This is a genomic window from Streptomyces sp. NPDC094147 (genome assembly GCF_044764265.1).
Classification (GTDB): Bacteria; Actinomycetota; Actinomycetes; order Streptomycetales; family Streptomycetaceae; genus Streptomyces.
Map to the genome: position 1 here is coordinate 624,771 of NZ_JBIWHT010000001.1, position 26,951 is coordinate 651,721.

The following is a 26,951-nucleotide window of genomic DNA, read 5'->3' on the forward strand; positions in this document are numbered from 1 at the left end:
CCGGCTTCCCCGCCGGCGCGGCTCAGCCCTGCGCCGGCTTCCTCGCCGGAGCGCCCCGCACCTCAAGCCCGGCCAGCAGTTCCCGCGTCGCCTCGGCTATCTCGTCCACCGCGCGCTCGAACACCTCCCGGTTGTGCGCGGCGGGTACCCGGAAGCCGGACACCTTGCGCACGTACTGCAGGGCGGCGGCCCTGATGTCATCCTCGGTGGCCTCCTCCGGCATGGCCGGCGGCCTCAGCGTCTTGATGCTTCTGCACATGCCCCAAGTGTGACCGACACCACTGACAACGCCCCGAGGGCGGTAAATCCGGGGGGATCCGCGGCGGGCGGCGTCTAGAGTCGGGGCATGGCGGAAGCAGCGAACGGCACCAGCACCGGGCCCGTACGCGTCGACAGCTGGATCTGGTCGGTCCGGCTGACCAAGACGCGCTCCCAGGCGGGCACGGCCTGCCGGGCCGGACACGTCCAGGTCAACGGCGAGCGCGTGAAGGCGTCCCACCTGGTGAAGGTCGGCGACGAGGTGCGGGTGCGCATGGACGGCCGGGAGCGCATCGTCAAGGTCAGCAAACTGCTGCGCAAGCGGGTCGGCGCCCCCGTCGCCGTCGAGGCGTACATCGACAACAGCCCGCCGCCGCCCGCCCGCGCGGACGTCCTCGCGGCCGGTGTGCGCGACCGGGGCCTCGGCCGGCCGACCAAACGCGATCGGCGCGAGATGGAGCGACTGCGCGGCCTCGCGGAGAGCCGCCGCACCGCGGGCTGAACGCAGGAGCCGGGGCGCGTCGGCCTGCGGGTGGCCCTCCTGCAGCCAGCCGTTGCGCCGGAACCCCCGCTGAATGGCGAAACAGGCCACCGCCATGAGCCCGAGCCCGGGGAAGTGGCCGTACTTCCAGTGCAGTTCGGGCATGTTGTCGAGTTGAGGGACGCACCCCCGCGCGGCCGGTCACCACTCCAGCGTGCCCCGGCGGACGGCCGCGGCCACTCCCCGCAGATACCGCCGGGTGGCCAGGTCCTGGAGGAGCCGCGTGACGGGCCCGCCGAGCCGCGCGTACCAGGCGGCGGGCCGCGAGAAGGCGGCGACCTCGAACCATACGAGGCCGTCGGCGTCGCGCCCCACGACGAACGACTCCTCCCCGCACTCGGGGTGGCCGGGCAGGGTCCCGTACGCGAATCCGATGCGGTCGGCGGCGCGTACGGTCCACACCACCCGGCACGGGATGATCATCCTGGGCCACGGCAGCCCCGGAACCCGCAGCAGGACCAGCGCGGTCGCGCCGGGCACGGCGGGCGTACGGGGAAACACCCCGAACCCGGCGCCGGACTGGGCGCCCCAGGCCAGCACGTGCGCCCCGGCCCGCTCGAACGCCTCCGGCCCGCGCCCGACCGGGATCCGCCGCCGGAACACGCGGTACCCGGCGGGCAGCGTCCGCCCGCCGGTGGCACCGACCTCCGGGTAACTCGGCTCCGCCGCGCGAGCCCGCGCGTACGCAGCCCGCAGACTCCGCATTCCGACCACCATCACCGGCCCGTCCCTCCATCCCCCACTCATCCCCCACCAGAATCCCGCGCGCACCCGAACTCCTGGCCCCCACAGCCCCGTGGAACCGGTGGAGCCTCATCCCGCACAGGGGTTACTTTTCAGCCAATCACAGGCGTAATCTCAGCCATCCGGCGGCGTCCTCCCCGCTCCTGGCCCCGCCGGACCCCGGCGCCGAGCGTTTCCCCGAGCACGCCCCGGCACCGACCGAGAAGCCCCGTCCCACCCCGACGGGGCTTCCCGCTGCGCGCGAGGCGACTACGAGAGCGCCAACCACCATCCTGGCCCTGGGGACGCCGCCTTGGAACGCCGAAGCCCCCCGGCCGTCAAAGGCCGAGGGGCTTCGTGGCTGCCGACCGGAGCTAGCGCTTCCTGCGCATCTTGCGCTTCTTCTCCTTGGCTTCCTTCTCCTGGCGTTGGGCGATGCCGTACGCGGACCACGGTCCCTGGTGAACGGGACACCGAGAAGTGCCGGTCACCACCTGTCGCCGGCACGGCCCACCCGTCTTGGTCGGCGCTCCGCACTTCGCCATGCGCGTTCCCTCTTCCGGTCGCGTCCCGCGGTATCTGATGCTCCAAGCACCGTGACCCATCAACTGGTAGGAGGGAAGGCGCGCGCAGGCCTCGATCGGTGCACATGGGCACACGTCGGAGCCATCAGCTTGGGAAGCGGCGGCGCTTGGGCGAGGGCGTCGCTTCTGACCTGCGGATACGTGCGTCACAGTAGCGATCGACCTTGCGTGGACGCACTCTTGCGGACCGTGGCTATCCGCTCTGAACGGCATGCCGTGGACACGACGCCGATGATCAGTCTGGCCAGGAGTAGGGGTGGCGCTTGCGCCGACCCATCCCCGCAGTCTCCCGGGCGGATCGGGAGCCTTGGCCGCGACTGCACATGCCCCAACCAGGCCTTCTGGGGCGCGAGTTGGATATTGCCGCACAGGCCCTCGCCCCTTTCAAAGACCGCTCAAGGCGTGTCGCCGGTCACCTGGCTCTGCGAACAGCGCACCTGGGGGTTGCAGCCTCACCGTGCCGCCGACTTGCTGGCCGGGGGCTCGGTCTGCGGCTCCGCTCCCCCACCCGCGTGCAACGAGGCAGCGAGGATCCGGCAAACCTCGACTCGCTGCCCTTGATCGCAGCCTTCCAGAAGCCGCTCCAAGCCGCGAAGCACCGCCAAGTCCCGCCCGCAGCGCACGATCACGCCCAGGACCCCGCATGCCGTCATTCCGAGCAACACCACGGACAGGGTCATGACGCGTAGTCCTTCCTGATGTACTCCGTGACGTCCTCCACCCTGCGGCCGTACAAGCACGAACCGTGGCGATTCAGGATCACTGTGCGATCGCCGAGGTGAGCAGAGTGACGAGAGATCAACTCGATCGCCTTCTCCCGTGGCAAACCGTCAGCGATGCCGTGGGCCAAGAGGTTCGCGCAGAGGACTTCCACGGTGTCACCGCAGCACCACTCGATGACAAGGTCGCCCAAGTGATGCGTGTAGCAGTTGGCGAACCCGTGCGGCTCCGCTGTCCTGTTCACCACCCCTGGACTACGCAGAATTCGGCTCAACAACACATCGCGCACCCGTAGGTCCACACCCCTTCTTGACTCCACCCACTTCTCAGCCTCCTGTCTTTCGTTGCGAGAGAGACCGCCGGAGACTCTTTTCCACAGGAGCGCTTCGCCCTCGCGCGCGGACGGTAGACACATGGGGCCGCGATCTGCACGTGTCACAGTGACTCGCGCCAAGCTGAGCGTGTCGTGGAGAACCACCCGCTCCTTGCTCCCCCGGACGCGAAGCCCGGGGACCCCGCGGATGCCTCCATGGAAGTGATCGAACCGCGGAAGAAGCTCGCGAAGAACCTCGTCCGCCATGTCGGAGTCCAGGGCCAGCTTCAAGCCTTGATCGTCTGGCCGCGCTTCTCGCACACCAAGAAGGGCACCATTGAGCTGACGATCCTTGAATCTGCTTGCCAACACATGGGCTACGTGCGCTTCCAGACGCCGCTGATGAGGATCGGCGGCATCTGTGACCGAGGACCCGAGATAGACATTGGCCTGCTGAGCCAACCTGGAAGCATTCGAGAGCGTGAGTGACGTCTGGTCACGGATCTTCTTGGCCAGGCGGTTGGCGTTGCGTGAACTGGACATACCTCGCCCCTTCCTTGTGCCGCCCGGCGACGACAGGAGAGACAGATCGGATGTCCTGATGCGTACTGACTGCCAACTGCGGGTGACTCTCAAGAGCCCACTGCTCGCTCCGGCGCCGGGACCGGGGTATGGCGAGACACGCTGCCGCAGCAACGCCGCACACAAGGTACACCAGGATCCTGCGCTGGCTCTTGCGACGACGAGAGCTGGCTTGATCACCCCATTACCGCCTCCGACACCTCGCTGCTCAGCCTCTCCGCGCGGACCGCCGCAGCCCACTCGATGGGCAACCGCTGGTACTCATCCGAAACCAGACCACCCGCAGAAATCAGCACCCGGATCTACTCGTTGATCACTGAGGCAGAGCGCGCGGAGCCAGAGTCGGCAAGGGCGGGGGACATGGATCACGATTACCGCCAAGGTCCGACAATCAGGCCGGAGCGGCGCCTACTCAATGGGTCCGGCGGGCGCGGACCAGCTTGAGCGCTGATCTCTTCGCGCCCCGGCCGACTGCGATGGCGGGCGGCCGGGGCCCTCTCTCAATGCGAGCTACGGCCCCAGTTCGGTCGGCGACCGTCCCGGCATGCGTGACAGGGTGAGCGAATGGCGACGAACCGCGAGCACTCACCCGATCTCCACCCCGGCGGATTCAAACCGTGGTCGGACGCCATTCCAACCCACAGGGATCTCCTCGCGGCGAAAGCCCTCGTCTACGACCCTTGCGGGTTCACCTGCTCGCAGCCAGTCCCGGAAGCCGAGAGTGCCGCGTACGCCGCCCACGCATTCACCCTTGACGGACTCGCCATCCGATTCCGCGCAGCCAGGACGACCCCCACCAAGGTCGGCCAGTTCGTCACCGTATGGAAGAGGTCCCCGGGCGGGCCCATCCAGCCTTTCGACGCGACCGACCCCGTCGACCTCTTCGTCGTCAGCACCCGCGACCATCAACACTTCGGCCAGTTCGTCTTTCCCATGGACGCGCTCTGCCAACACCGTGTCGTATCAACAGACGGTTCTGGCGGCAAACGGGCCTTCCGCGTCTACCCGCCCTGGGTGACCACCACCAACCGCCAAGCCAGCACCGCGCAGGCGTGGCAATTGGACCACTTCCTCCACCTGCCCCAGGACCGACCCATCGACTCCGCCCGCGCCCAAGAGCTCTACCACCCATAGGACGGACAACCAGCCGGGGTGACCCGCTCGCAACTCGCCTACGACCGACCTCTGAATCATGCGGAATGACCCGACTAGTTGGAGAGCCAGAGGCTGTGGTCGACACCGGGGCGGCGGTCCTCGTGCGGGTCTTCCGGTGGCTCAGGCACTGGTCGTCTTCCCAGACAGCAGGCACAGATCCATCCGTCGTTCTCCTGGATTCCGTTGGCTGTGTCGTCTCCGCAGCCGGAGCATTTACGGCGTCCGGGATAGCCGGTGAAGCAGGCGCGCATGAGTGGACCTCCTGGCGATTACCTTGCGGAATCCGGCCTACCGAGGCAACCCGCGCGTCATGGGTTCGCCGCAACGCCCCTTGATCCGCCGGGACTCCGGCCGGCAAGGCGCGGGGAGCCACTGTCGGCAGGTGCGGGGGTATGCACCACGGGTAGTGCACCCCTCAGAAATGCACCCGGCCCAACAGCACGAATGGCCCACCCCAGCAAGGAGCGGGGCCGATCGTGTGCTCGCGGAGCCGACCGCGAGTACCGTTCTGGTGTCGAGTCAGAACAGGAGCCAGTATGCACGCTCTACCTCATGACCGCACCGGTGCCCGCATCAAGCGTCTGCGCCTAGAACGGCACCTCACACAGCGCGCCCTCGCAGACCTCTCCCTTGTCCCGTACAGCACCCTGACCAAAATCGAGCAGGGCGTCATTCCTGCCAGCCCGCACGTCATCGCTGCCCTGGCGCGCGCCCTTCGGGTCGACGTCGCCACGGTCACCGGCCAGCCCTACGTCAACGAGCTGCGCGCCGACGAACTCGACGTCCTGATAAGGCCGATCCGTGAGGCTCTCGACGTCTATGACCTCGGCGCGGATCCGGACATCACCCCCCGCGCACACCTCCCCGAGCCGGGACGCGTGGCTGTTGCTGGCCAGCACCTACCGCACCGCGTACGACGTCGCCTCCAAGCTCGGCTTCTACGACCTCGCGACCATCGCTCTCACGCGCGTGGACTGGGCCGCGCAGCGGGGATCCGATGCCGTCGTCGGCGGCATGTACCGCTACATGCGGGCCCTCACCTACCTGCGAAACGGCCAGTACCGCACGGGTGAACGCCTCGTAGACCTCGGCCTTCGCACCTTGGAGCAAGCCGACCAGGGTCGCGAACGCGACGTCCTGGCGGGCCAGTTGCATCTCGGCGCAGCCGTCATGGCCGGCCGGTCGAAGGACGAGGACCGGGCAACCGACCACCTCGACGAGTCTGAACGCATCGCCGAGTCCACGGGCGAGGCCGTCAGCGTTCATTGGCTGGCGTTCGGACCGACGAACGTCAAGGTCCACAGAGTCAGCGTTCTGGCCGAGCTGGACGAGTACGGGCAAGCGGCGCAAGTCGCGCGAGGAATGACGATCCCGAAGGACTGGCCGGCGTCACGGCGGAGTCACCACTATGCCGAAGTGGCTCGGGCGCAGATGTGGACGGGGGATCTGGACGAGTCGTTCAGGAATCTGGTGCGGGCTCGCAAGACCGCGCCGCAGCAAGCGAGGTATCACCAGACGGTCAGGGAGACGTACGCGGGATTGGAGGCGGCGAAGCGCCTGCTTCCCGACAGCTTCCTGTCGTACGGCTCCTGGCTGGGCACATAGCCCTGGGCGAACCGTTGGCCCCACCTATCAACAATCATTGATAGTTGGGGCCTTGGTGCAGGTCGACCATGTCGGTACCAACCTCGATGACATGGAGCCGACCATGGTCACTCGCCACACTGTCGGGGGTCTCACCCGCCGCCGCGTCATCGCTGACGCCGCTGCGGGTGTCTCGACGCCTCCACCTCAGTACCCCGCCACCCCACCGCAGGCGACGGCCGACGTGCGGCTACCGCCCTCGTGCGCGAGGGGGCCGGAAACCTCGTGAACACCACGACCGAGGCCTCCAAAGAGGCGGTCGCCTCCTGGCTCGCCAACAGCCTCAACCGGCCCCACGACGCACGTCGGCAGTGGCAAGACGGCCGCATCGCCGTACTGGCGCTCGGTCGGCACTTCTCGGCGGTCCGCCTCACCGACGGGCTGGTGTACGCCGTCACCACGAGCACGGCCCCGGCCACCGTGACCCGCGTCCTGCGCGAGCGCCTGCGCGGGCCCGTCATCCACGATCCGCGCGGGCGCCGGTTCTACGCGCTGGTGCCGCCCTTCCCGCCCGGCCCGTACGCGACGCACCTCGGCCTCGGCAACTACGTCGGCGTACCCCGCGTCGGAGACGACGAGCCGGACGGATGCCAACTGAGCTACTGGGCCGTCCCCATGACCGCACCGGGCGCCCTGTGCGAGCCCATCCGCCTCTCCGGGATGCTCACGGCGGGCGCGGGCGAACTCGCCAGCCGGACCGGGGTGAGCGGGGCACGGGCGCCGAGCGGCTACGTGACGCCCGAGTGCCGGGTCGCCCGACAGCTCTCCTGGGCGGGAGGCCACCGGCAGCGCCCTGGCCCGCTGGAACTGCGCGAGCGCCCCGCAGAGCGCGCGCGAAGTGCTGCGCCGCTCGTGCCGCCGCCATCCCAAGAGTTGACGGGCCCGCATTCCGCTGTCCCGCAGGGGCGAGGCATGGCCCTGCGACGGGACGTGGCAAGGCCCCCGAGCCGAACACGGCTCAGGGGCCCGAAACAGGCTCTCACCTGCTGCTTATTACTGGTGGGCGTGGACGGTTTCGAACCGCCGACATCTGCTTTGTAAGAGCAGCGCTCTACCCCTGAGCTACACACCCGTGAATGAAGGAACAGCCTACATGGCCCGCGGGGGTGGAGCCGCACATCGGATCGTGGGGTGGGGGTAGCCCCACCCCGGATTCGGTGGCGGGCGTCAGCGCGGTCGGGGGTGGGGGCTCCGTACGGTGGCGGGACGGGCATCGGACCAACCGGGGGAACAATCACCATGGCACTTCACTGGCGTACCGCGCTGATCGCCGCAGGCGGTGCCGGGCTGCTCGCGGTCGCGCTCACCGGGTGCGGGAACGCGGACGCGGCGGACGCGCCCGTCGAGCACAAGAACTTCCCCCTCGCCGGGAAGACGCTGACCATCGAGGCCGATGACTCGACCCTCGTCGTGACGCCGGCCGATGTGAAGGACGTCGAGGTGTCCCGCCAGGTCGACGGATGGGTCGTGCTCGGCAGCGGGCCCCACGCCAGCTGGGCGCTGACGGACGGCAAGCTGAGCCTCAAGGTGAAGTGCGACGGCGTGATCAACGGCTGCAGCGCCCGGCACGAGGTGAAGGTTCCGCGCGGGGTGGCGCTGACCGTCACCGACGACGACGGCCGGGTCGAGGCCGGCGGCTTCGACACCCCGCTGAAGATCACCTCCGACAACGGCCGGGTGACCGTCGAGGATTCCTCCGGCCCGCTGGACCTGACCTCGGGCGACGGGCAGATCGAGGGCCGGGGGATCCGGGCGAAGACCGTGCGGGCGAGCTCCGACAACGGCCGGGTGGGGCTCGCGTTCACGGTCGTACCGGACAGCGTGGACGCCCGGAGCAACGACGGCAGGGTCGACATATCGGTACCGAAGGACACCTACAAGGTCGGCGCCCGGTCGGACAACGGCAGGGTCAGTGTCGGCGTGGACCGCTCCGATTCCAGTACGCACGTGCTGACCGCGCGGAGCGACAACGGCCGGGTCACCGTGCGCGACAGCGGCAACTGACATCTCGGCCGGGCAGCCGTGAACTGACCGGGCCGTGTGTTCGTCCTTACCTGGTGGGAGAATGGACCGGGCAGGGCGACACAGCACGGGAGAGGGATGTGACGGCGACACACGCGCGGCCGTACAGCAGAGCGGGTGCCACCGTCCGGGACGTGCTGGCGCTGATGGCGTTTCCCGTGGTGCTCGGTGTCGCGGTGCTGCCGGGCGCGTTCGCCGGGGGCGGTACGCGCCGCTGGTTCGGCGGGCGTGGCGAGAGCGTGCGCGCCGACGCCCAGGCCGCCAAGGACGCGGCGGCGGCCGCGTTCTACGAACTCGACACCGCCCAGCGCGATCTGCGGATCTCGATCGAGACGATCACCGCCGTGGACAGCTCGCCCGGGGCCCGCCGGGCGCTCGACGACTTCGACGCGCTCGGGCTCCGCATCGACGAGGTCAGCAACCAGTACATCACCGCCGTCGACGCCCATGACCTGGACCGCGACGACCTCGACGCCTCCGTCGCCGCCCGCGCCCGCTCGGAGCTGACGGCCGCCAAGGACGAACTCGTACGGGTGAAGGCGGAGCTCGACCGCTTCGAGCAGAACCTCCGGCCGCTGCTCTCGACCGCCGAGACGCAGCTCGCCCGGCTCGCCCCCGCCGTCGAGCGGGCCCGGCACGCGCTGCTCGGCGCCAGCACCGCGCTGGACGCGGTACGCGCCTCGGGGCTGCGCGCCGACGAGCTCGCGGCCCGGCTCGCCCAGCTCGGTCCCGAGCTCACCAAGCTCAACCAGGGCGCGGGCCGGCACGGTGTGCCCGAGACCCTCCAGCGCGCCGACCTGGTGCTGCGCGACGCGGAGGCGGTGCGGGCCGAGGCCGAGCAACTGCCCGCCCGCGCCACCGAGATCGACCGCAGGCTCGTCTCGCTGCGGACCCGCGCGCAGGCGCTGACCACCCGGGCCGGCACCGTCGACCCGGTGCTCAGCGAGCTGCGCCGCAGGTTCTCGGCCGCGTGCTGGCAGGACCTCCAGCACGTTCCGGATCAGGCCGTCGTCTCCGTGCGGCAGGCCGAGGAGAAGCTCAAGGAGGCGGGCCGGGCGCGCGAGGAGCAGCGCTGGGCGGATGCGACCGCGCGCCTCACCACGGTGCGGGAGCTGCTCAACGCCACGGACGAGGCGGTCTCGGCCGCCGGTGACCGGCTGCGCCGGCTCAATGACGTGGCGAAGGACCCGCAGCAGGAGATCCAGCGGACCCGGTTCGCGATCCGGGACGCCCAGCGCCTCGCGATGTCCGGCCGCAACACCCCCGATCCGCGCCATGCCGGGCCGCTGGACGATTCGGTGGCCCGCCTGGAGCGGGCGATCGCCACGCTCGAAGGCAGGCACCCGGACTACTGGCACTTCCTGACGGAGACCGAGGCGGTGCGGCAGGCCGTGGCGCGGGTGGTGACCCAGATCCGCGAGGAACGCGGCCACGGCGCCTGAGCGCCCGGGTCCGAACCCGCCGGTGACCGGTGGCGTCCGGCAGCCGGGCGCTGGGCCGCCCCGCCGGGAACGCGCCGCCCGGACCCGTCCTGAACTGGCCCGACTCCGGCTGATTTGTTACGTGTCCGACCCGGGCGGATCCTGGGAGTACGTACGCCATGCGTGCCTAGGGATGAGGAGGGCCTCACCATGGCCACCACCCAGACGTTCTCCCAGCGCCTCCACCACAGCCGGGTCTCACTCAACGAGCACCTGCCGGTCGACCACCGCCTCAGCCGCGTCTACCGCTTCGGCGCCGGGATCATGGGGCTCTTTCTGCTCGTCTTCGGCATCCTCGGCCTGATCCACCAGATCGGCTTCTTCGACACCGGCGGTGACACGGTCGCCGGGCTCAACACCAACGGCGCGCTGAGCGTGCTGTCCATCGTCGTCGGTCTGGTGCTCCTGTACGGAATGGCCAAGGGCGGCAACTTCGCCTCGACCCTCAACATCACGCTCGGCATCCTGTTCCTGATCAGCGGGTTCGTGAACCTCGCGCTGATCGGCACCCCGCGCAACTTCCTGGCCTTCGGGATGCAGAACGTGCTGTTCAGCTTCGTGGTCGGGCTGCTTCTGATGGTGTTCGGGATGTACGGGCGGGTCACCGGCTTCCTGCCGCACGACAACCCGTACTGGAAGGCCCGCCACCAGCCCCCCGACGAGCTCTAGCCGGGAGCCGGGCCCGCGGGGGCACCCCCTACCCTGGGGCCATGCCTCGCTATGAATACCGCTGCCGCTCCTGCGGCGACACGTTCGAGCTCAGCCGCCCGATGGCCGAGTCCGCCGCGCCCGCGACCTGCCCGGTCGGCCACGACGACACGGTGAAGCTGCTCTCCACCGTGGCCGTGGGCGGCTCCGCCAAGCCCTCCCCCACCCCGCCCGCCGCAAGCGGCGGCTGCTGCGGAGGCGGCCACTGCGGCTAGGAGGCAACCCCCAAGGGACGCGGAGAACTGCGCGACCAGCCACAGACGCCCCGCACCCTCCCGACCACGGGCACACATCAAGGGGCGCGGGGAACTGCGCGCTCAGCCACACACAGCCCGCAGAAAACCGACCACCCATCCAGCGAAGCCGGCCCGCAAATACCCGCACCCCAGCGGAGCTGGCCCGCAGCAACCCACCCGCACCCCCAGCGGAGCGCTACCGCTTGCGGGACAGCGTCAGGCCGTCCGCGACGGTCAGCATGACGCTGTCCATCCGCTCGTCCTTCGCCACGTGGTCGTTGAACTCCCGAATCGCGGCGGGCGAGCCGGTCTCCTCCAGGTCGAGAACCTTCCCGTGGAAGAGCACATTGTCCGTGGCGATCAGCCCGCCGGCCCGCATCCGGGGCACCAACTCCTCCCAGTACGCGATGTAGTTGGCCTTGTCCGCGTCCAGGTAGGCGAAGTCGATGTGCGGCTCCCGGGGCATCGCCCGCAGGGTGTCGAGCGCGGGCGCGATCCGCAGCTCGATGCGCTCGGCGACCCCGGCCTTCGCCCAGGCCTCCTGGCCGTACGCCGTCCACTCCTGGGACGCGTCGCAGGCGATCAGCGTGCCGTCGGCCGGCAGCGCCTGCGCCATCGCCAGGGCGGAGAAGCCGGTGAATGTTCCCACCTCGACGATGTGCCGGGCCCCCACGAGCCGGACGAGGAACGCCAGCAGCGGCGCCTGCTCCTCGGCCGACTGCATGTCGGCCTGGTCCGGCAGCTGGGTGTACGTCGTCTCCACGAGGTCCTGCTGCACCGCGTCCAGCGGAGGGTTGTGGGCCAGCATGTAGGCGTACAACTCATCAGTGATCTTGGTGGTGTTTCCTTTGCTCATGCGGCGACCGTAACCCCGGCCCCGGCGGCCCGGAGGGGTTTTGATCAGGCTCTCAGCGCACGGAGCGGGCCAGGAAGCGGCGCAGGATCTCCTCGCCGGCCAGCACTCCGCGCGCCGCGAGGGCTTCGGTGCCGGGGGCCCGCCAGCCGGCCTCGGCGAGCTCGCCGTGGCCCGGCCGCCAGCCCTGGTCGGCGGCGAGCAGGAGGTCGGCGTCCAGCAGCGAGTCGCCTGCGGCGAGGGTGAGGCGGGCGCCGGTGCGACGGGCGACCTCGCGGACCGCGGCGCTCTTGGTGAGCGGCTTCGGCACCGCGTAGATCTTGCGGCCCTGGAGCGAGACCGTCCAGCCGCGCGGCTCCGCCCACGCGGTGAGCTCCTTGACCCAGTCGGCCGGCAGCAGCTCCCGCTCCACGACGAGGTACGCGAAGAGGTCCTCGGCGACGCGTTCCTTGCGCAGCCAGGCGGGGTCGGCGACAGCCTGAAGATGGGCGCGGACCTCGTCTAGCGGGACGCACTCGGCGGCGATGCGGCCCGCCACCCGGCGCGCCCAGTCCGGATCGGACACGCCGTCCACGAGGAGGTGGCCGCCATTGGCGCAGATGGCGAACTCCGAAGGCGGGCCCGGGAGTTGGACGCGCTGGTACTGCTTGCGGGTCCGGGTGGTGGTGGGCACGAAGACGGCGGCCGCCTTCAGCTCGGCGAGCAGCTGGGCGGCGCGTTCGGTGACGTACGAGAGGGGCTTGTGCTCGTGCACCTCGACGCAGAGCAGCCGGGGCGCCAGGGCGTCGGGCATGGTGAGGCCGAGGGCCGCGGCCGAGTAGATCAGGGTGCGGTCGAGGTCGCTCGCGACGAGCGTGCGGGGGGTGCTCACCGGGCCGCCACCGCCCTGCCGTCGGCGCCGGTCGCACCGCGGGTGAACCGGGGGTGGATCAGTCCGACGCAGCTGTACGGCAGCCCGGCCACCTCCTCGACCGGTACGCCGCGCTGTTCGGCGAGCAGCCTGACGTGGTCGAGGTCGGCCCCGGCGCCCCGCCCGGCGAGGATCTTCCAGGGCACCCGGCGGAGCAGCACCCGGGTGGTCTCGCCGACGCCGGGCTTGACCAGGTTCACATCGTGGATGCCGTACTCCTCGCTGATCCGCTCGACGGCGGCCCAGCCCTCCCAGCTCGGGGTGCGGTCGGTGTCGCGCAGGGCCTTGGCCTCGTGGTCCACCTCGTCGGCGACCTCGCCGAAGCGGGCGGCGACGGCGTCGAGGAAGTCGGCCGAGACGTCCGCGCCGGCCAGTTCTCGGTAGAACTTGGCACCGTGGAAGTCGCCGGGGCCGATCAGGTCCTGGCGCAGCACGGTGCGCGAAATGAGCCCGGAGACAGTGGAGTTGAGGCAGGCCGACGGGATCAGGAAGTCCTCGCGGGTGCCGTACGTGCGCACACAGGAGCCGGGGTCGGCGAGCACGGCGATCTCCGGATCGAAGCCCTCGAACTCCGGGAACTCCCTTATCGCCTCGGCGAGTTCGCGGGTGATGGCGCCCTTGCCCGTCCAGCCGTCCACGAACACGACGTCGGCGGGGTCGTGGTGGGCGGCGAGCCAGCGCAGCGCGTTGGGGTCGATGCCCCGGCCGCGCACGATGGAGACGGCGTAGTGCGGCAGGTCGAGGCCGTGCCGGTGCTCGGCCCAGCGGCGCATCAGCACGCCGACGGGGGTGCCCGCGCGGGCGAGCGAGACGAGGACGGGGCGGGGCGACCGCTCGGCGATCACCGTCTCGGTGACCACGCCGACCGCCCGAGCGATCCGCCCGGCCGAGGTGTCGAGCGCGGCGCGGAACAGCTCCTGGTACTGGGCGCTCGGCTGGTATTCGACGGGCAGCGACTCCGCGTAGTGGGCGCCGCCGCTCTGGACGGCCTCCTCGCGCTCCTCCGTCGGGGCTTCGAGCGCCACCCCGGAGAGGTCCTTCAGGAGCCACCCCACCTCGTCGGGCGCGTAGGAGGAGAAGGCGGGACCGCGCAGCGGCTCGGGCATGGGGGCACCTTCGGGTACGTACGAGGGCAGGACGGCGAGCACGACGTGCGGAATGTGCGCGGCGAGTCGGCCCAACAGGCCGTCGGGGGCGTGCAGTTCGGGGGTGTCGGCGACGGAGTCCACCACGGCGACGACCGCGTCGAAGCCGTTTCCGGCGACGTTGTACGCATAGCGGTCGCCGGGCCCGTCGGCCGGGTCGTCGTGCGCGGGAAAGACGAGGCGGGTCCGGATGGCGTACCCGGGATCGTCCACCGCCAGGACGGGCGAGCGGGTGGTCGTGGAGTACCGCACCTCGGCGCCGCCGAGCTCTTCGAGAGCGAGGGCGAGCCGGAGCGGCGCGTACATCAGCTCCTCGAAGCCGAGGACGAGGACGCGGCGGGGGGCCTCGGAGGTGGGCTGCCGCTGGTCACCGGCGGACGGCTCGTCCTCGCCGACAGCCTCCAGCGCCGCCGCCAGGCGGGCAGCCATGCCGGGCAGGGCCGCCTCCAGCCGCGCCCGGTGGGCCGGGGTGAAACCGTGGCGGGCGCCGTCGGGGAGGCCCTCGGGCCAGCCGAGGTCGACCCTGCGGGCCCCCGGTGCGTAGCCCTCTCGCTGAGCACTGCTCTTACAAAGCAGATGTCCGGGATTGAGCGCGGGCGCCTGCTCGTGCTGCGCGACCAGCGCCCGCCCCTTCTCCAGTACGCCCTCCGGCAGCCGCACCGTGCCGGACGCCGCGGCCACCAGGTCGACCCGGGCGCCGGTCTCCGCCGCGAACGCGGTGAGGCGGTCGCGGTCCCCGGGGGAGCGCATGTCGACCAGCGCGACGATCACGTAGTGGTCGCGCGGATGGCGGGCGTGGAGGTCGCGGATGGTGTTGAGGACCGTGTTGCCGGTCGAGAACTCGTCGTCCACCAGGACCAACGGGCCCTTCCCCGCGAGCAGTCGGGGATCCTCGGGCAGCAGCAGGTGCGAGGTGGCGTGGGAGTGGGACTCCTCGAAGCCGCCCGCCGCGGCCACCCCCGCGACCGGCCGCCGGGTGGAGTGGAGGCAGGGTGCGAGGGCGAGGCCGTCGGCGACCGAGTGGCCGAGGCCGGTCGCGGTCTCCGCGTACCCGAGCACCACCGCCCGCCCCGCCGCCTCGTCGCCGAGCAACTCCCGTACCCGGACGCCCAGTTCGTACCCGGCGTGCCACACCGTCGAGGGCCGCTGCGGCACGTGCTTGCCCAGCACGTTGGAGACCAGCAGGTGCGCGCGCTTCGGGTTGCGGCGCAGGGCGAGCCCGAGCAGCCCGCTCAGCCGCTCGTCACCGACGAGCTCGACTCCCAGCCGCTCGGCCACCCACGTTCCCGACCACTCAACCACGTCGCTGTGTCTCTCTGTTCGTTCGTCAGCCGGCCAGGCCGGCCGCCAGCAGGTCCACGAAGCCGACGTCCCGCGCGGCGACGCCGAAGACCTCCGCCCGCAGCAGGGTGCGCTCGGCCCAGGCCCGGTGCGGCTTCACCTCGTTCATCTTGTTCGTGTACGCGGAGCGCAGCACTCCGCCGCCGTCCCGCTCGGGGCGCAGGATGTCCTGGGCATCACTGAACTCCTCGTGGCTGACCACCGACAGCGCGTGCACGGGCACCACGTGGCTGGGGTGGATGCAGGTCTTGCCGAGCAGTCCGTTGGCCCGGTCGAGCTCGATCTCGCGGAGCAGTCCGTCCAGGTCGTGCTCGATCAGTGTGGTGCGCAGTTCCTCGGCACTGCCCTCCAGGAAGGGGCTGCGGCGCAGCTGGGGCTTGAACATCCGCTCCTGGAGCCGGAAGTACTCCCATACGGGGCCGGTGACGGTGAAGCCGCTGCCGTCGGCCCGGCCCAGCACGTTCACCACGTCCCCGATGACACCGGCCACGATCTGGACGTCGTACGCCGTCATGTCCGACGAGCGGCGCAGCCCGTAGCCGGAGCAGAAGTCGGTGACGCCGAGCCGCAGGGCGAGGATCCGCTCGCGGTACTTCTCCACCGTGCGCGAGATTCCGGCCAGCGTCTCGGCCCGGGTCTCCAGATGGAGCAGCTGGGGCGATTCCAGGACGGGCATCGCGAAGAGCCGGCGGCCGCTCGCGGACTCGGCCGCGGTGAGCGCCTCCAGGAAGGGCAGCCCGCGCTCCTCGGTGAACTTCGGCAGGACGAAGCCGGAGAGCAGCCGCGCCGAGGCACCGAGGCGCTGCACCAGGTCGGGTATCTGGATCGGCTCGCGGACCCGTACGAAGAGCAGCGGGACCTCCTCGCCGCGGGCGTCGAGATCGGCCAGCTGGTGGACCAGATTGGCCTCGGCGGCCACCACCTCGGCGTCGTCTATCGAGTCCTCCAGGCACAGCACCATGGACACGACACCGCGGCGGGCCTGCTTCAGTACGTCGTCGGCCAGCGTCGGCCGGGTGGCCGGGCTGTACAGGGTGGCTCCGAGGGCCGCCGACAGCACGCGGGCGGGAGAGCCCGCGGTGAATTCGCAGGGCTCCCGATGGAAGAGCTGCTTCCGCGCAGCCGGCGGGACGTGCCCGAAATGCCGCATACATATCCCCCGTACCGCCAGGACGGCCCAGACTTTGGATGGCCGGTAATAGTACGTAGGAGCACGTGCCAAGAGTTCCCCAAATCCATGAAATCCAGGTAACTCGTCTGCATCACCGCGCCGCCGTGCACCCGGCGGGTACATCGCGGGACGTATCCGACCAGGCCCCCGCGTTGTCCGCGGGCGCCGCGGGGAGGCAGGATGGCGGGCATGACGCACGCGATGCTGAAGGGATCGAACGTCCCGCTGGAGGCCCTGGCCGTGCGGGCCGTGCTCCGCTGGTCGCCCGGCTCCGACGTCCCGGACGTGGACGCCTCGGCGCTGCTGCTCGGCGGCGACGGCAGAGTGCGTTCGGACGAGGACTTCGTCTTCTACAACCAGCCGCGCCACCCCTCGGGCCTGGTGCGCCGGCTGCCCAAGAAGCGCATCGCCGAGGGTCTCACCGACACCATCGAGGCCGATCTGGCCGCGCTCGACCGGTCCGTGGACCGGGTGCTGATCACCGCGTCGTCGGACGGCGCGACCTTCCGTGCCGTACGCGATCTGCGGATCCTGCTGTTCGACGCGGCGGCGTCGGGGGCCGAGCCGGTCGCCCTGTTCGATGTGCGGCCGGAGACCGGCGAGGAGACCGCGATCATCTGCGGCGAGCTGTACCGCCGCGGCGAGGGCTGGAAGTTCCGCGCGGTGGGCCAGGGGTATCCGACCGGCCTGGTGGGTCTGGCCACCGACTACGGCATCTCGGTGGACGAGGACGGCGAGAGCACGGACAGCGCGGGGAATGCGCCCGGTGCGCCGTCCGTGCCCCGGCCGCATCCGCAGCCGGCGGCCCAGCACGCGTACGGGTACCCGCATCCGGCACCGCCGGCCCAGCCGCCCGTGCCGCAGCCTTCATACGGCTATCCGCAGCCCGCGTACGGCTACCCCCAGCCCGCGGCGGCGGGCGGGCCCGACACCGCGTTCGTCCTGCCGCCCATGGGGCCGCAGTTCATCCGGCAGTAGGGCAGGGGGCCGCCTCAGGCCTTGGTCTTGTAGCCGCGGCCCCATTGCAGGCCCCAGCCGTACAGGCGGTCCAGCTCGGCCTGGAAGCCGTACACGAACTTCACCTCGCGCCGCACCACCATGTCGCCCTTGACGTTCTCGATGGTGACGACCGCGCAGGAGCGGGCCTCGGGCGCGCGCTCGTCGAGCTCGATCTCGATGCGCGGGCCGTTGCTCGGGTAGAGCGTCACCTTGGCGTGGGTGCGGTCGAAGGCCGGGGTCTGGTCGTAGATGTAGACGAAGACCAGCAGCCGTTTGATCTCGTCGCGGTGGTCCAGATTGACGAAGATCGTCTCGCCGGACCCCGAGCCGAACCGGTCGTCGCCGCTGCACTCCACGTACGGCGGCTTGTTGGTGGCGCCGACGAAGTTGCCCAGGGGCTGGACCACGCCCTTGGTGCCGTCCTGGAGCTCGTAGAGGCAGCCCAGGTCGAGGTCGACGTTGACCATGGACTGGGTGTGCCCCTGCACCATCTCCGGTTTGAAGTATTTGAACGGGTGGCGCAGCAGCCGCCCGCCCTCATCGGGTTTGCCTCCGAAGTCCGAGGTCCGCATCCGCCAGGACAGGTTGACCCGCAGGCTGCCGGTGTTGGCACCCTGCTTGCCGAGCGAGACCGTGCTGTGCCGCCGGGTCATCTCGATCGTGTTGGTCGCCGCGCTGCCCGAGTCGAACTGTGAGCTCCTGCTCCGCAGGCCGTCCCAGAACGCCATCTCCCCCACCCCATAGGTCCGTGAACTTTCCCCGCCCAGAAGAACGCGGGGCGGCCGGCGAGACCGAGGCCTCCTGACCGCCCCGCACAAGAGCGTTCCGCAATCCGCGGCGGATCACACGCCCGCGGGCGTGCGCTCCTGGAGCACCGGGGTCACACCCCGGAGCCCACTTCCGCCTGTTCGCTCACATCGCCGTCGCCCGTCGCCTCGATCCGCCGGTTGCGGCGGACGGAGGACCAGAAGGACCAGGCGATCAGGATGACGCCGACGAGACCGGTGATGACCTCGTTGATCTCGTACTGGATGGTGACGAGCAGGATGACGGCGAGCGCACCGATCGCGTAGTGCGCGCCGTGCTCCAGGTAGACGTAGTCGTCGAGGGTGCCCTGGCGGACCAGGTAGACGGTGAGCGACCGCACGTACATCGCGCCGATGCCGAGGCCGAGCGCCATCAGGACGATGTCGTTGGTGATGGCGAAGGCGCCGATGACCCCGTCGAAGGAGAAGGACGCGTCCAGGACCTCCAGGTAGAGGAACATGAAGAACGCGGCCTTGCCCGCCATGGCGACAGCAGAAACCTTGCTGCCGCTGCGCTTGGCCTCTTCCTCCGCCTCGTGCTCGCGCTCCTCGTCCTCTTCGAGCCGGTTCTCGAAGTAGCCAGAGAGCCCGCCGACGACCAGGTACGTGATGAGGCCCGCGATGCCGGAGATCAGTACGGTCTGCGCCTTGTCGGCGTGCGCGCCGCCGTGCTGGTGGGCCTGGGTCGCGAACGTCATGGAGGAGACGAGCAGGACGATCAGGGCGATGCAGACCGACAGCATGTCGATCTTGCCGAGCTTGGCCAGCGGACGTTCCAGCCGGCCGAGCCACTTGATGTCGCGGTCCTCGAAGATGAAGTCGAGGAAGATCATCAGCAGGAACATGCCACCGAAGGCGGCGATCGACGGGTGCGCGTCGGTCACCAGCTGCTGGTAGCGGTCGGCATCGTTCAGCGCCAGATCGACCGCGTCGACCGGGCCGATCTTGGCGCTGATCGCGACGATGACGACGGGGAAGAGCAGCCGCATGCCGAACACGGCGATGAGCACGCCGACCGTGAGGAAGATCTTCTGCCAGAAGGCGTTCATCTTCTTCAGGATCCCGGCGTTGACCACCGCGTTGTCGAAGGACAGCGAGATCTCCAGGACGCCCAGGATCGCGACGACGCCGAACGCGGTCCAGCCGCCGTAGAGCACCGCCAGGGCCAGGCCGATCGCGGTGATCGCGAACGACCAGCCGAAGGTTTTCAGTAGCACTGACTTCCCCATCGTGTAGAGCGGGCCGACCCCACGTAGAGCGGGTGTCCCCCCGCACCGCGCACGGCTTGCGCTGCTTTGTCCCCAGGGAGGCCCCCCGGGCTCCCGGCAGGGACCACCCCGGGTACGACGCGACTTGAACGGATCCGGGCGATCTCTTTAGGAGACGTTGACCCCGAAGTCTAGAGCGATGCCGCGCAGCCCCGACGCGTACCCCTGGCCAACCGCTCGGAACTTCCATTCGCCGCCGTAGCGGTACAGCTCGCCGAAGATCATCGCGGTCTCGGTCGAGGCGTCCTCGCTCAGGTCGTAGCGGGCGAGCTCCTGGCCGTCGGACTGGTTCACCACGCGGATGTAGGCGTTGGCGACCTGGCCGAACGTCTGGCCCCGGCTGTCCGCCTCGTGGATCGAGACCGGGAAGACGATCTTGTCGCAGGCGGCCGGCACCTTCGCCAGGTCGACGATGATCGACTCGTCGTCGCCCTCGCCCTCACCGGTCAGGTTGTCACCGGTGTGCTCGACCGAGCCCTCCGGGCTCGTGAGGTTGTTGTAGAAGACGAAGTACTCGTCGCCGAGCACCCGCCCGTTCGCGCACAGCAGGGCGCTGGCGTCGAGGTCGAAGTCGGCTCCGGTGGTGGAGCGCGCGTCCCAGCCGAGGCCGACGAGCACCTGGGTCAGGTTCGGTGCGGCCTTGGAGAGGGAGACATTGCCTCCCTTGGCGAGCGTGACGCCCATGATCGTGTGTCCTCCCCGAGATGTGGAACAGGTGGTGAGCACGTCCGGCGCCGCACCGGAAGGGGTGCGGCGCCGGACGAGGGAGAGCGGTCGGCTCAGACGTTGACGCCGAAGTCCTGCGCGATGCCGCGCAGGCCCGAGGCGTACCCCTGGCCGATGGCGCGGAACTTCCACTCCGTGCCGTTGCGGTACAGCTCGCCGAAGACCATCGCGGTCTCCGTCGAGGCGTCCTCGCTCAGGTCGTACCGGGCCAGCTCGCTGTTGTCGGTCTGGTTCACCACGCGGATGTAGGCGTTGCGCACCTGGCCGAAGGACTGCTGGCGGGTCTCGGCCTCGTAGATCGAGACCGGGAAGACGATCTTGGCGACGTCGGCCGGCACTCCGGCCAGGTTCACCTTGATGACCTCGTCGTCGCCCTCGCCCTCACCGGTGAGGTTGTCACCCTGGTGCTCGACGGAGCCGTCGGGGCTCTTGAGGTTGTTGAAGAAGACGAAGTTCGAATCGTTGGCGACCTTGCCCTGATCGTTGGTCAGCAGGGCGCTGGCGTCCAGATCGAAGTCACCCCCGGTGGTGGTGCGCGCGTCCCAGCCCAGACCGACGATGACCGCGGTCAGGTTGGGGGCGGCCTTGGTCAGCGAGACGTTTCCGCCCTTGCTGAGGCTGACTCCCACGAGTCCTCCCAATGGTGTGAGGGGCCGGCTTGGTCAGCGTCCCCGTCGTGCGTTGGCATCGGATCAACGAATGGATCCTAGTGACCGGTTCCCGGGTCAAACAGACGATTCGGCCGAACAATCGCAGGGTGTCGGCCGCATCCCGCACTCAGATGGTGTCGAGTGCCTTGAGGTACTCGTTCAGGTCGCGGGCGTCCGGCAGGGCGTTCACGACGGTCCAGCGGACCACGCCCTCCTTGTCGATGATGAAGGTGCCGCGCACCGCGCATCCCTTGTCCTCGTCGAAGACGCCGTACGCGCGCGAGACCTCGCCGTGCGGCCAGAAGTCGGAGACCAGCGGGTACTCCAGGCCCTCCTGCTCGGCGAAGACGCGCAGGGTGTGGATGGAGTCGTTGGAGACGGCGAGCAGCTGGGTGTCGTCGTTGACGAACTTCGGCAGGTTGTCGCGCAGTTCGCACAGCTCGCCCGTGCAGACCCCGGTGAAGGCGAACGGGTAGAAGAGCAGCACCACGTTCTTCTCGCCGCGGAAGTCGCTGAGCTTCACGGTCCTGCCGTGGTTGTCCTTGAGCTCGAACTCCGGGGCCTTGGTGCCGACCTCGATAGCCATGGAAACGCCTTCCCTTCAATGGGCCATTCTGCTGACACCGCTCACCCTACGCACAGGGCCCCCTCGGGCAGTTGCCTGAGGGGGCCCTGGGGGCGTGAGGAGGATCAGCGCTTGCCGGACTTCAGGCGGGTGCCCGACCAGTCCTTGCCGACGCTGACGCTCTTGGCCGGGGAGAGGCCGGCGGTCTGCGCGGCGTCGTTGATGTCGCTCGGCTCGACGTAGCCGTCCCGGCCGGTCTTCGGGGTCAGCAGCCAGATCGTGCCGCCGTCCTCAAGGAGACCGATGGCGTCCACCAGGGCGTCCGTAAGGTCGCCGTCCTCGTCGCGGAACCAGAGCGTGACGACGTCGGCAACGTCGTCATAGTCCTCGTCGACGAGATCCTGGCCAATAATGGACTCGATGCCCTCGCGGAGATCCTGGTCGACGTCGTCGTCGTAACCGATCTCCTGGACCACCTGTCCGGGCTCGAACCCCAGCCTTCCGGCCGGGTTGGTCCGCTCCTCCGCGTGGTCCGCGGTCGCGCTCACGGCTTGCCTCCTGATCTTGATTCGGTAACTTCTGCAGCCGCGCGCATACGCGTGGCATTGGGCGTAGTCCACACGGGCGGGACGAATCTCGCAAGTACCCGGCCCCCGAACCCGTCCTTTGGGGGTCAGTGTGGCCGTGTTCAGGGACATCCGCATCCCCGCCGGTGATTCATCCCACACCATTGGGGACGGTTTGCGGCTTTCTGTTCCTTCGGGTACTCCAATCGGGCCCGAACACCCTTCGGGAACGGATGGCCGGGTTGAGCGTAAGGTTGCGATTTGGCCCGACCCGTCCAGGCCCTGAGCCTACTTCCTGCTCGGGTGACGGTTACCTCTCGGTAGAGATGACGTTTGCTTCCCAGCGGTACACGATGGGATGCGGCGCAGAATTGGCTTCTCCGCATCCCCCGACAGTGAAGGAACAGCGTGGCTTCCGGATCCGATCGCAACCCGATCATCATTGGCGGCCTGCCGAGCCAGGTCCCGGACTTCGATCCAGAAGAGACCCAGGAGTGGCTGGACTCTCTGGACGCCGCCGTCGACGAGCGCGGCCGGGAACGGGCCCGTTATCTGATGCTCCGGCTGATCGAGCGGGCGCGTGAGAAGCGCGTGGCCGTGCCCGAGATGCGCAGCTCGGACTACGTCAACACGATCGCCACCAAGGACGAGCCGTTCTTCCCCGGCAACGAGGAGATCGAGCGCAAGGTCCTCAACGCGACCCGCTGGAACGCGGCCGTGATGGTGTCCAGGGCCCAGCGTCCGGGCATCGGCGTCGGCGGCCACATCGCCACCTTCGCCTCCTCCGCCTCGCTGTACGACGTGGGCTTCAACCACTTCTTCCGGGGCAAGGACGAGGGCGACGGCGGCGACCAGATCTTCTTCCAGGGCCACGCGTCCCCCGGCATCTACGCCCGCGCCTTCCTCCTCGACCGGCTCAGCGAGCAGCAGCTCGACGCCTTCCGGCAGGAGAAGTCGAAGGCGCCGTACGGCCTTTCGTCGTATCCGCACCCGCGGCTGATGCCGGACTTCTGGGAGTTCCCGACCGTCTCGATGGGCCTCGGCCCGCTCGGCGCGATCTACCAGGCGCGGATGAACCGCTACATGCAGGCGCGCGGCATCGCCGACACCTCCAAGTCACACGTCTGGGCCTTCCTCGGCGACGGCGAGATGGACGAGCCCGAGTCGCTCGGCCAGCTCTCCATCGCGGCCCGCGAGAACCTGGACAACCTGACCTTCGTCGTCAACTGCAACCTCCAGCGCCTCGACGGCCCGGTGCGCGGCAACGGCAAGATCATCCAGGAGCTGGAGTCGCAGTTCCGCGGCGCCGGATGGAACGTCATCAAGCTGATCTGGGACCGCAGTTGGGACCCGCTGCTCGCCCAGGACCGGGACGGCATCCTGGTCAACAAGATGAACACCACGCCGGACGGCCAGTTCCAGACGTACGCCACCGAGACCGGCGCGTACATCCGCGAGCACTTCTTCGGCGACGACCACCGGCTGCGCGCCATGGTCGAGAACATGACGGACCAGCAGATCCTGCACCTGGGGCGCGGCGGCCACGACCACAAGAAGGTGTACGCGGCCTTCGCGGCGGCCAAGGCGCACAAGGGCCAGCCGACCGTGGTGCTCGCGCAGACGGTCAAGGGCTGGACGCTCGGCCCGAACTTCGAGGGCCGCAACGCGACCCACCAGATGAAGAAGCTGACGGTCGACGACCTCAAGGGCTTCCGGGACCGGCTGCACATCCCGATCACGGACCGGGAGCTGGAGTCCGGCGCGCCGCCGTACTACCACCCGGGCCGGGGCTCCGAGGAGATCCAGTACATGCACGACCGCAGGACCGGGCTCGGCGGCTACGTGCCGACCCGCGTCGTGCGGTCGAAGCCGCTGAACCTCCCCGAGGACAAGACGTACGCGGCCGCCAAGAAGGGTTCGGGCCAGCAGTCGATCGCCACGACGATGGCGTTCGTGCGCATCCTGAAGGACCTGATGCGGGACAAGGAGATCGGCCGGCGGTTCGTGCTGATCGCGCCCGACGAGTACCGCACCTTCGGCATGGACGCGTTCTTCCCGAGCGCCAAGATCTACAACCCGCTGGGCCAGCAGTACGAGGCGGTCGACCGCGAACTGCTGCTCGCCTACAAGGAGTCGCCGACCGGGCAGATGCTGCACGACGGCATCTCCGAGGCGGGCTGCACGGCTTCGCTGATCGCCGCGGGCTCGGCGTACGCGACGCACGGCGAGCCGCTGATCCCGGTGTACGTCTTCTACTCGATGTTCGGATTCCAGCGCACCGGCGACCAGTTCTGGCAGATGGCCGACCAGTTGGCGCGCGGATTCGTGCTGGGCGCGACCGCCGGACGTACGACGCTGACCGGTGAGGGTCTGCAACACGCGGACGGCCACTCGCAGTTGCTGGCCTCCACCAACCCGGGCTGTGTCGCCTACGACCCGGCGTTCGGCTACGAGATCGCGCACATCGTCAAGGACGGTCTGCGCCGGATGTACGGGCCCGACAGCGAGGACGTCTTCTACTACCTCACCGTCTACAACGAGCCGGTCCAGCACCCGGCCGAGCCGGCGGACGTCGATGTGGACGGCATCCTCAAGGGCATCCACCGCTACCGCGCGGGCACTTCGGGCGCCGTACCGGCCCAGATCATGGCGTCCGGCGTGGCCGTGCCGTGGGCCCTCGAGGCGCAGCGGATCCTCGCCGAGGAGTGGAACGTGCGCGCCGACGTGTGGTCGGCGACGTCGTGGAACGAGCTGCGCCGCGAGGCCGTCGAGGTGGAGGAGCACAACCTCCTGCACCCCGAGGAGGAGCAGCGCGTCCCCTATGTCACGCGGAAGCTCCAGGGCTCCCCTGGCCCGTTCGTGGCGGTCTCCGACTGGATGCGGGCGGTTCCCGACCAGATTTCACGCTGGGTGCCGGGCACCTACCAGTCGCTCGGCGCGGACGGCTTCGGCTTCGCGGACACGCGGGGGGCGGCCCGCCGCTTCTTCCACATCGACGCGCAGTCGATCGTGCTCGCGGTCCTCACGGAGCTGGCCCGCGAGGGCAAGGTCGACCGCTCGGCGCTGAAGCAGGCCGTGGACCGCTACCGGCTCCTCGACGTCACCGCGGCCGACCCGGGCGCGGCGGGCGGCGACGCGTAGCGCTCCGCGGGGGCGGGGTCACTGCGGCCCACGCGGGCCGCGCGTGTCGCTTCCGCGGGGCGTTCGGTTCGCCGGGGACCGTTCGTTCACTGCGGGCCGTGCGTGGCTGGTCGCGCAGTTCCCCGCGCGCCCCTTTGGGGGGCGTAGCGAAAAGCCCCGTCGGTCGCCTTCAGGGCGGCCGACGGGGCTTTCGCGTACGGGAGTTGGACCGGTCAGATGTGGCCCGCGCCCGCGCCCGCCGGTGTGTTGTCGCCGCGCTTGGTGAACATGGCCACCGCGGCGGCCAGGACCGCGACGATTCCGGCGACGGTGAACGCGGTGCTCATGCCCGACACGAACGTGTCGTGGGCGACGGCCGCGACCTTGGCGGCGACCTCGGGCCGGGTGCCCGGCGGGACCGGGCCCATGCCGACCTCCACCGCCTTGGACATGGCCGAGGACTGCTCGGGCGCCATCGGGGGCAGCTGCGCCTTCGCCCAGTTGTCCGGGAGCTTGGAGGTGACCTGCGAGGACATCACGGCGCCCAGCACCGCGGTGCCCAGCGAGCCGCCGACCTGCATGCCGGCCTGCTGGAGACCGCCCGCCACACCCGACAGCTCGATGGGCGCGTTGCCGACGATGACCTCGGTCGCGCCGACCATGACCGGGGCGAGGCCCAGGCCGAGCAGGGCGAACCAGATCGACATCGTCAGGGTGCCGGTGCCGATCGTCAGGCGGGACATGCCGAACATCGCGACGGCGGTGCAGACCATGCCGCCGACCAGCGGGACCCGCGGGCCCAGCTTGGTGATGAGGGCGCCCGCGAGCGGCGAGGCGACGATCATCATGCCGGTGAGGGGGAGGAGGTGCAGTCCGCTGTCCACCGCCGACATGCCGTGCACGTTCTGCAGGTAGAACGTCACGAAGAAGAGTCCGCCCATGAAGGCGAACGCCATCAGGATCATCAGGACCGTACCCGCCGACAGCGGTACGGAGCGGAACAGGCCGAGCGGGATCAGCGGTTCCCTGACCTTCGTCTCCCAGAGGGCGAAGAGCACGAAGCTGATCACCGCGGCGGCGATGAACCCGAGGGTCTTCCCGCTGCCCCAGCCGTACTCCGAGCCCTTGATGAGCGCCCAGATCATGCAGAACATCGCGACCGAGAGCAGCACGATGCCCAGGATGTCGAAGGACTTCGGCGCGTTCTCGGCGCGGTGGTCGAGCAGGATGACCAGGCCGAGGACCAGCGCGAGCACGCCGACCGGCACGTTGATGAAGAAGACGGACTGCCAGCTGACGTGCTCGACGAGCACGCCGCCGAGGATCGGGCCGCCCGCGGTGGAGGCGCCGATGACCATGCCCCAGATGCCGATCGCCATGTTGAGCTTCTCGGCCGGGAAGGTGGCGCGCAGCAGGCCGAGCGCGGCCGGCATCAGGAGCGCGCCGAACAGGCCCTGGAGCACGCGGAAGGCGATGACCAGGGTGACGCTGTGGGAGAGGCCGATGGCCCCGGACGCGGCGCCGAAGCCGACGACGCCTATGAGGAAGGTCTGGCGGTGGCCGAACCGGTCACCGAGCTTGCCCGCGGTGATCAGTGAGACGGCCAGCGCCAGCATGTAGCCGTTGGTGATCCATTGGACGTCCTGGAGCGAGGCCCCGAGGTCCTTCTGGATGGCGGGATTGGCGATCGCCACGATGGTGCCGTCGAGCGCGACCATCATCACGCCGATGGCCACGGCGAAGAGCGTCAGCCAGGGGTGACCGCGCAACCCCTTGGGCGGCACCTCGATCTCGTCCTGTGGCGCCTTTTCGAGGCTGGTCTGACTAGTCATGCCGACGAGGCTAATGTCAGCTGCTGACAGTT

The 26,951-nt window shown here is 69.7% G+C and carries 22 protein-coding genes, 1 tRNA gene and 1 pseudogene; 10 read left to right on the forward strand and 14 right to left on the reverse strand.

All coding sequences use genetic code 11. The features are described 5' to 3' along the window. Positions 1–22: 22 nt before the first annotated feature. Positions 23–259, reverse strand: coding sequence for a DUF2277 domain-containing protein (locus tag ACIQ8J_RS02875; protein WP_403264120.1), 237 nt, complete (start codon positions 257–259; stop codon positions 23–25). An 87-nt stretch (positions 260–346) separates the two neighbouring features. On the opposite strand from ACIQ8J_RS02875, the gene ACIQ8J_RS02880 reads away from it, so the two are divergent. Next, on the forward strand, positions 347–760 hold the full coding sequence (locus ACIQ8J_RS02880) for an RNA-binding S4 domain-containing protein (protein WP_403264121.1): 414 nt from the start codon (positions 347–349) through the stop codon (positions 758–760). Between the two features lie 180 nt (positions 761–940). Here the strand turns inward: ACIQ8J_RS02880 and ACIQ8J_RS02885 are convergent, their stop codons facing one another. Continuing rightward, on the reverse strand, positions 941–1,504 hold the full coding sequence (locus ACIQ8J_RS02885) for a DUF1990 family protein (protein ID WP_403264123.1): 564 nt from the start codon (positions 1,502–1,504) through the stop codon (positions 941–943). Between the two features lie 1,851 nt (positions 1,505–3,355). Here ACIQ8J_RS02885 and ACIQ8J_RS02890 point away from each other — a divergent pair. The 3 genes and pseudogenes from ACIQ8J_RS02890 (at position 3,356) to ACIQ8J_RS02900 (ending at position 6,481) form a co-directional block, all read left to right on the forward strand. Beyond that, positions 3,356–3,628 (forward strand): hypothetical protein, encoded by a 273-nt coding sequence (locus ACIQ8J_RS02890; RefSeq protein WP_403264125.1) that lies wholly within the window; start codon positions 3,356–3,358, stop codon positions 3,626–3,628. Positions 3,629–4,285: 657 nt separating this feature from the next. After that, a complete protein-coding gene (locus ACIQ8J_RS02895; protein ID WP_403264127.1) occupies positions 4,286–4,855 on the forward strand; it encodes a MepB family protein in 570 nt (189 codons plus the stop codon). 557 nt (positions 4,856–5,412) lie between these two features. After that, positions 5,413–6,481: pseudogene (locus tag ACIQ8J_RS02900) on the forward strand (helix-turn-helix domain-containing protein). Between the two features lie 1,036 nt (positions 6,482–7,517). Here the strand turns inward: ACIQ8J_RS02900 and ACIQ8J_RS02905 are convergent. Next, positions 7,518–7,592 (reverse strand) — tRNA-Val (locus tag ACIQ8J_RS02905). Between the two features lie 167 nt (positions 7,593–7,759). On the opposite strand from ACIQ8J_RS02905, the gene ACIQ8J_RS02910 reads away from it, so the two are divergent. The 4 genes from ACIQ8J_RS02910 (at position 7,760) to ACIQ8J_RS02925 (ending at position 10,946) form a co-directional block, all read left to right on the forward strand. Then, positions 7,760–8,524, forward strand: a complete 765-nt coding sequence (locus tag ACIQ8J_RS02910) for a DUF4097 family beta strand repeat-containing protein (protein ID WP_403264128.1) — start codon at positions 7,760–7,762, stop codon at positions 8,522–8,524. Between the two features lie 98 nt (positions 8,525–8,622). Then, on the forward strand, positions 8,623–9,984 hold the full coding sequence (locus tag ACIQ8J_RS02915) for a hypothetical protein (RefSeq protein WP_403264130.1): 1,362 nt from the start codon (positions 8,623–8,625) through the stop codon (positions 9,982–9,984). Positions 9,985–10,173: 189 nt separating this feature from the next. After that, positions 10,174–10,692 (forward strand): DUF4383 domain-containing protein, encoded by a 519-nt coding sequence (locus ACIQ8J_RS02920; RefSeq protein WP_403264132.1) that lies wholly within the window; start codon positions 10,174–10,176, stop codon positions 10,690–10,692. Between the two features lie 41 nt (positions 10,693–10,733). Next, on the forward strand, positions 10,734–10,946 hold the full coding sequence (locus tag ACIQ8J_RS02925) for a zinc ribbon domain-containing protein (protein WP_403264134.1): 213 nt from the start codon (positions 10,734–10,736) through the stop codon (positions 10,944–10,946). Positions 10,947–11,163: 217 nt separating this feature from the next. Here the strand turns inward: ACIQ8J_RS02925 and ACIQ8J_RS02930 are convergent, their stop codons facing one another. From ACIQ8J_RS02930 to ACIQ8J_RS02945, 4 genes are read right to left on the reverse strand one after another with little or no spacing between them, the layout of a single operon-like run. After that, positions 11,164–11,823, reverse strand: a complete 660-nt coding sequence (locus tag ACIQ8J_RS02930; protein ID WP_403264135.1) for an O-methyltransferase — start codon at positions 11,821–11,823, stop codon at positions 11,164–11,166. Between the two features lie 52 nt (positions 11,824–11,875). Further along, complete coding sequence (locus ACIQ8J_RS02935) at positions 11,876–12,691, reverse strand: HAD family hydrolase (RefSeq protein WP_403264137.1); 816 nt, start codon at positions 12,689–12,691, stop codon at positions 11,876–11,878. Continuing rightward, positions 12,688–15,153 (reverse strand): phosphoribosyltransferase, encoded by a 2,466-nt coding sequence (locus tag ACIQ8J_RS02940; protein ID WP_403264139.1) that lies wholly within the window; start codon positions 15,151–15,153, stop codon positions 12,688–12,690. Before ACIQ8J_RS02940 ends, ACIQ8J_RS02935 begins: the two co-directional genes overlap by 4 nt. A gap of 49 nt (positions 15,154–15,202) precedes the next feature. Further along, positions 15,203–16,366: an HpcH/HpaI aldolase/citrate lyase family protein gene (locus ACIQ8J_RS02945; protein WP_403264141.1), complete on the reverse strand. Its 1,164-nt coding sequence runs from the start codon at positions 16,364–16,366 to the stop codon at positions 15,203–15,205. Between the two features lie 210 nt (positions 16,367–16,576). On the opposite strand from ACIQ8J_RS02945, the gene ACIQ8J_RS02950 reads away from it, so the two are divergent. After that, positions 16,577–17,365: a TerD family protein gene (locus tag ACIQ8J_RS02950; protein ID WP_403264143.1), complete on the forward strand. Its 789-nt coding sequence runs from the start codon at positions 16,577–16,579 to the stop codon at positions 17,363–17,365. Positions 17,366–17,379: 14 nt separating this feature from the next. Here the strand turns inward: ACIQ8J_RS02950 and ACIQ8J_RS02955 are convergent, their stop codons facing one another. The 6 genes from ACIQ8J_RS02955 to ACIQ8J_RS02980 all read right to left on the reverse strand — a co-directional run bounded on the left by ACIQ8J_RS02955 (position 17,380) and on the right by ACIQ8J_RS02980 (position 21,949). Beyond that, a complete protein-coding gene (locus ACIQ8J_RS02955) occupies positions 17,380–18,114 on the reverse strand; it encodes a Tellurium resistance (protein ID WP_403264145.1) in 735 nt (244 codons plus the stop codon). A gap of 152 nt (positions 18,115–18,266) precedes the next feature. Next, positions 18,267–19,409: a DUF475 domain-containing protein gene (locus tag ACIQ8J_RS02960; RefSeq protein ID WP_403265189.1), complete on the reverse strand. Its 1,143-nt coding sequence runs from the start codon at positions 19,407–19,409 to the stop codon at positions 18,267–18,269. A gap of 159 nt (positions 19,410–19,568) precedes the next feature. Continuing rightward, on the reverse strand, positions 19,569–20,144 hold the full coding sequence (locus tag ACIQ8J_RS02965; RefSeq protein WP_403264146.1) for a TerD family protein: 576 nt from the start codon (positions 20,142–20,144) through the stop codon (positions 19,569–19,571). A gap of 95 nt (positions 20,145–20,239) precedes the next feature. Further along, entirely contained in the window at positions 20,240–20,815 is a 576-nt protein-coding gene (locus ACIQ8J_RS02970) for a TerD family protein (RefSeq protein WP_403264148.1), read from the reverse strand. Positions 20,816–20,963: 148 nt separating this feature from the next. After that, positions 20,964–21,422: a peroxiredoxin gene (locus ACIQ8J_RS02975; RefSeq protein ID WP_114035478.1), complete on the reverse strand. Its 459-nt coding sequence runs from the start codon at positions 21,420–21,422 to the stop codon at positions 20,964–20,966. A gap of 104 nt (positions 21,423–21,526) precedes the next feature. Then, positions 21,527–21,949 (reverse strand): DUF3052 domain-containing protein, encoded by a 423-nt coding sequence (locus tag ACIQ8J_RS02980; protein WP_403264149.1) that lies wholly within the window; start codon positions 21,947–21,949, stop codon positions 21,527–21,529. Positions 21,950–22,375: 426 nt separating this feature from the next. On the opposite strand from ACIQ8J_RS02980, the gene aceE reads away from it, so the two are divergent. Beyond that, positions 22,376–25,108 carry a pyruvate dehydrogenase (acetyl-transferring), homodimeric type gene (gene aceE / locus ACIQ8J_RS02985; protein ID WP_403264150.1) on the forward strand — a complete coding sequence of 911 codons (2,733 nt, stop codon included), beginning with the start codon at positions 22,376–22,378 and terminating at the stop codon, positions 25,106–25,108. A 212-nt stretch (positions 25,109–25,320) separates the two neighbouring features. On the opposite strand, the gene ACIQ8J_RS02990 is transcribed toward aceE, so the two are convergent. After that, complete coding sequence (locus ACIQ8J_RS02990; RefSeq protein WP_403264152.1) at positions 25,321–26,919, reverse strand: MFS transporter; 1,599 nt, start codon at positions 26,917–26,919, stop codon at positions 25,321–25,323. Between the last annotated feature and the right edge of the window lie 32 nt (positions 26,920–26,951).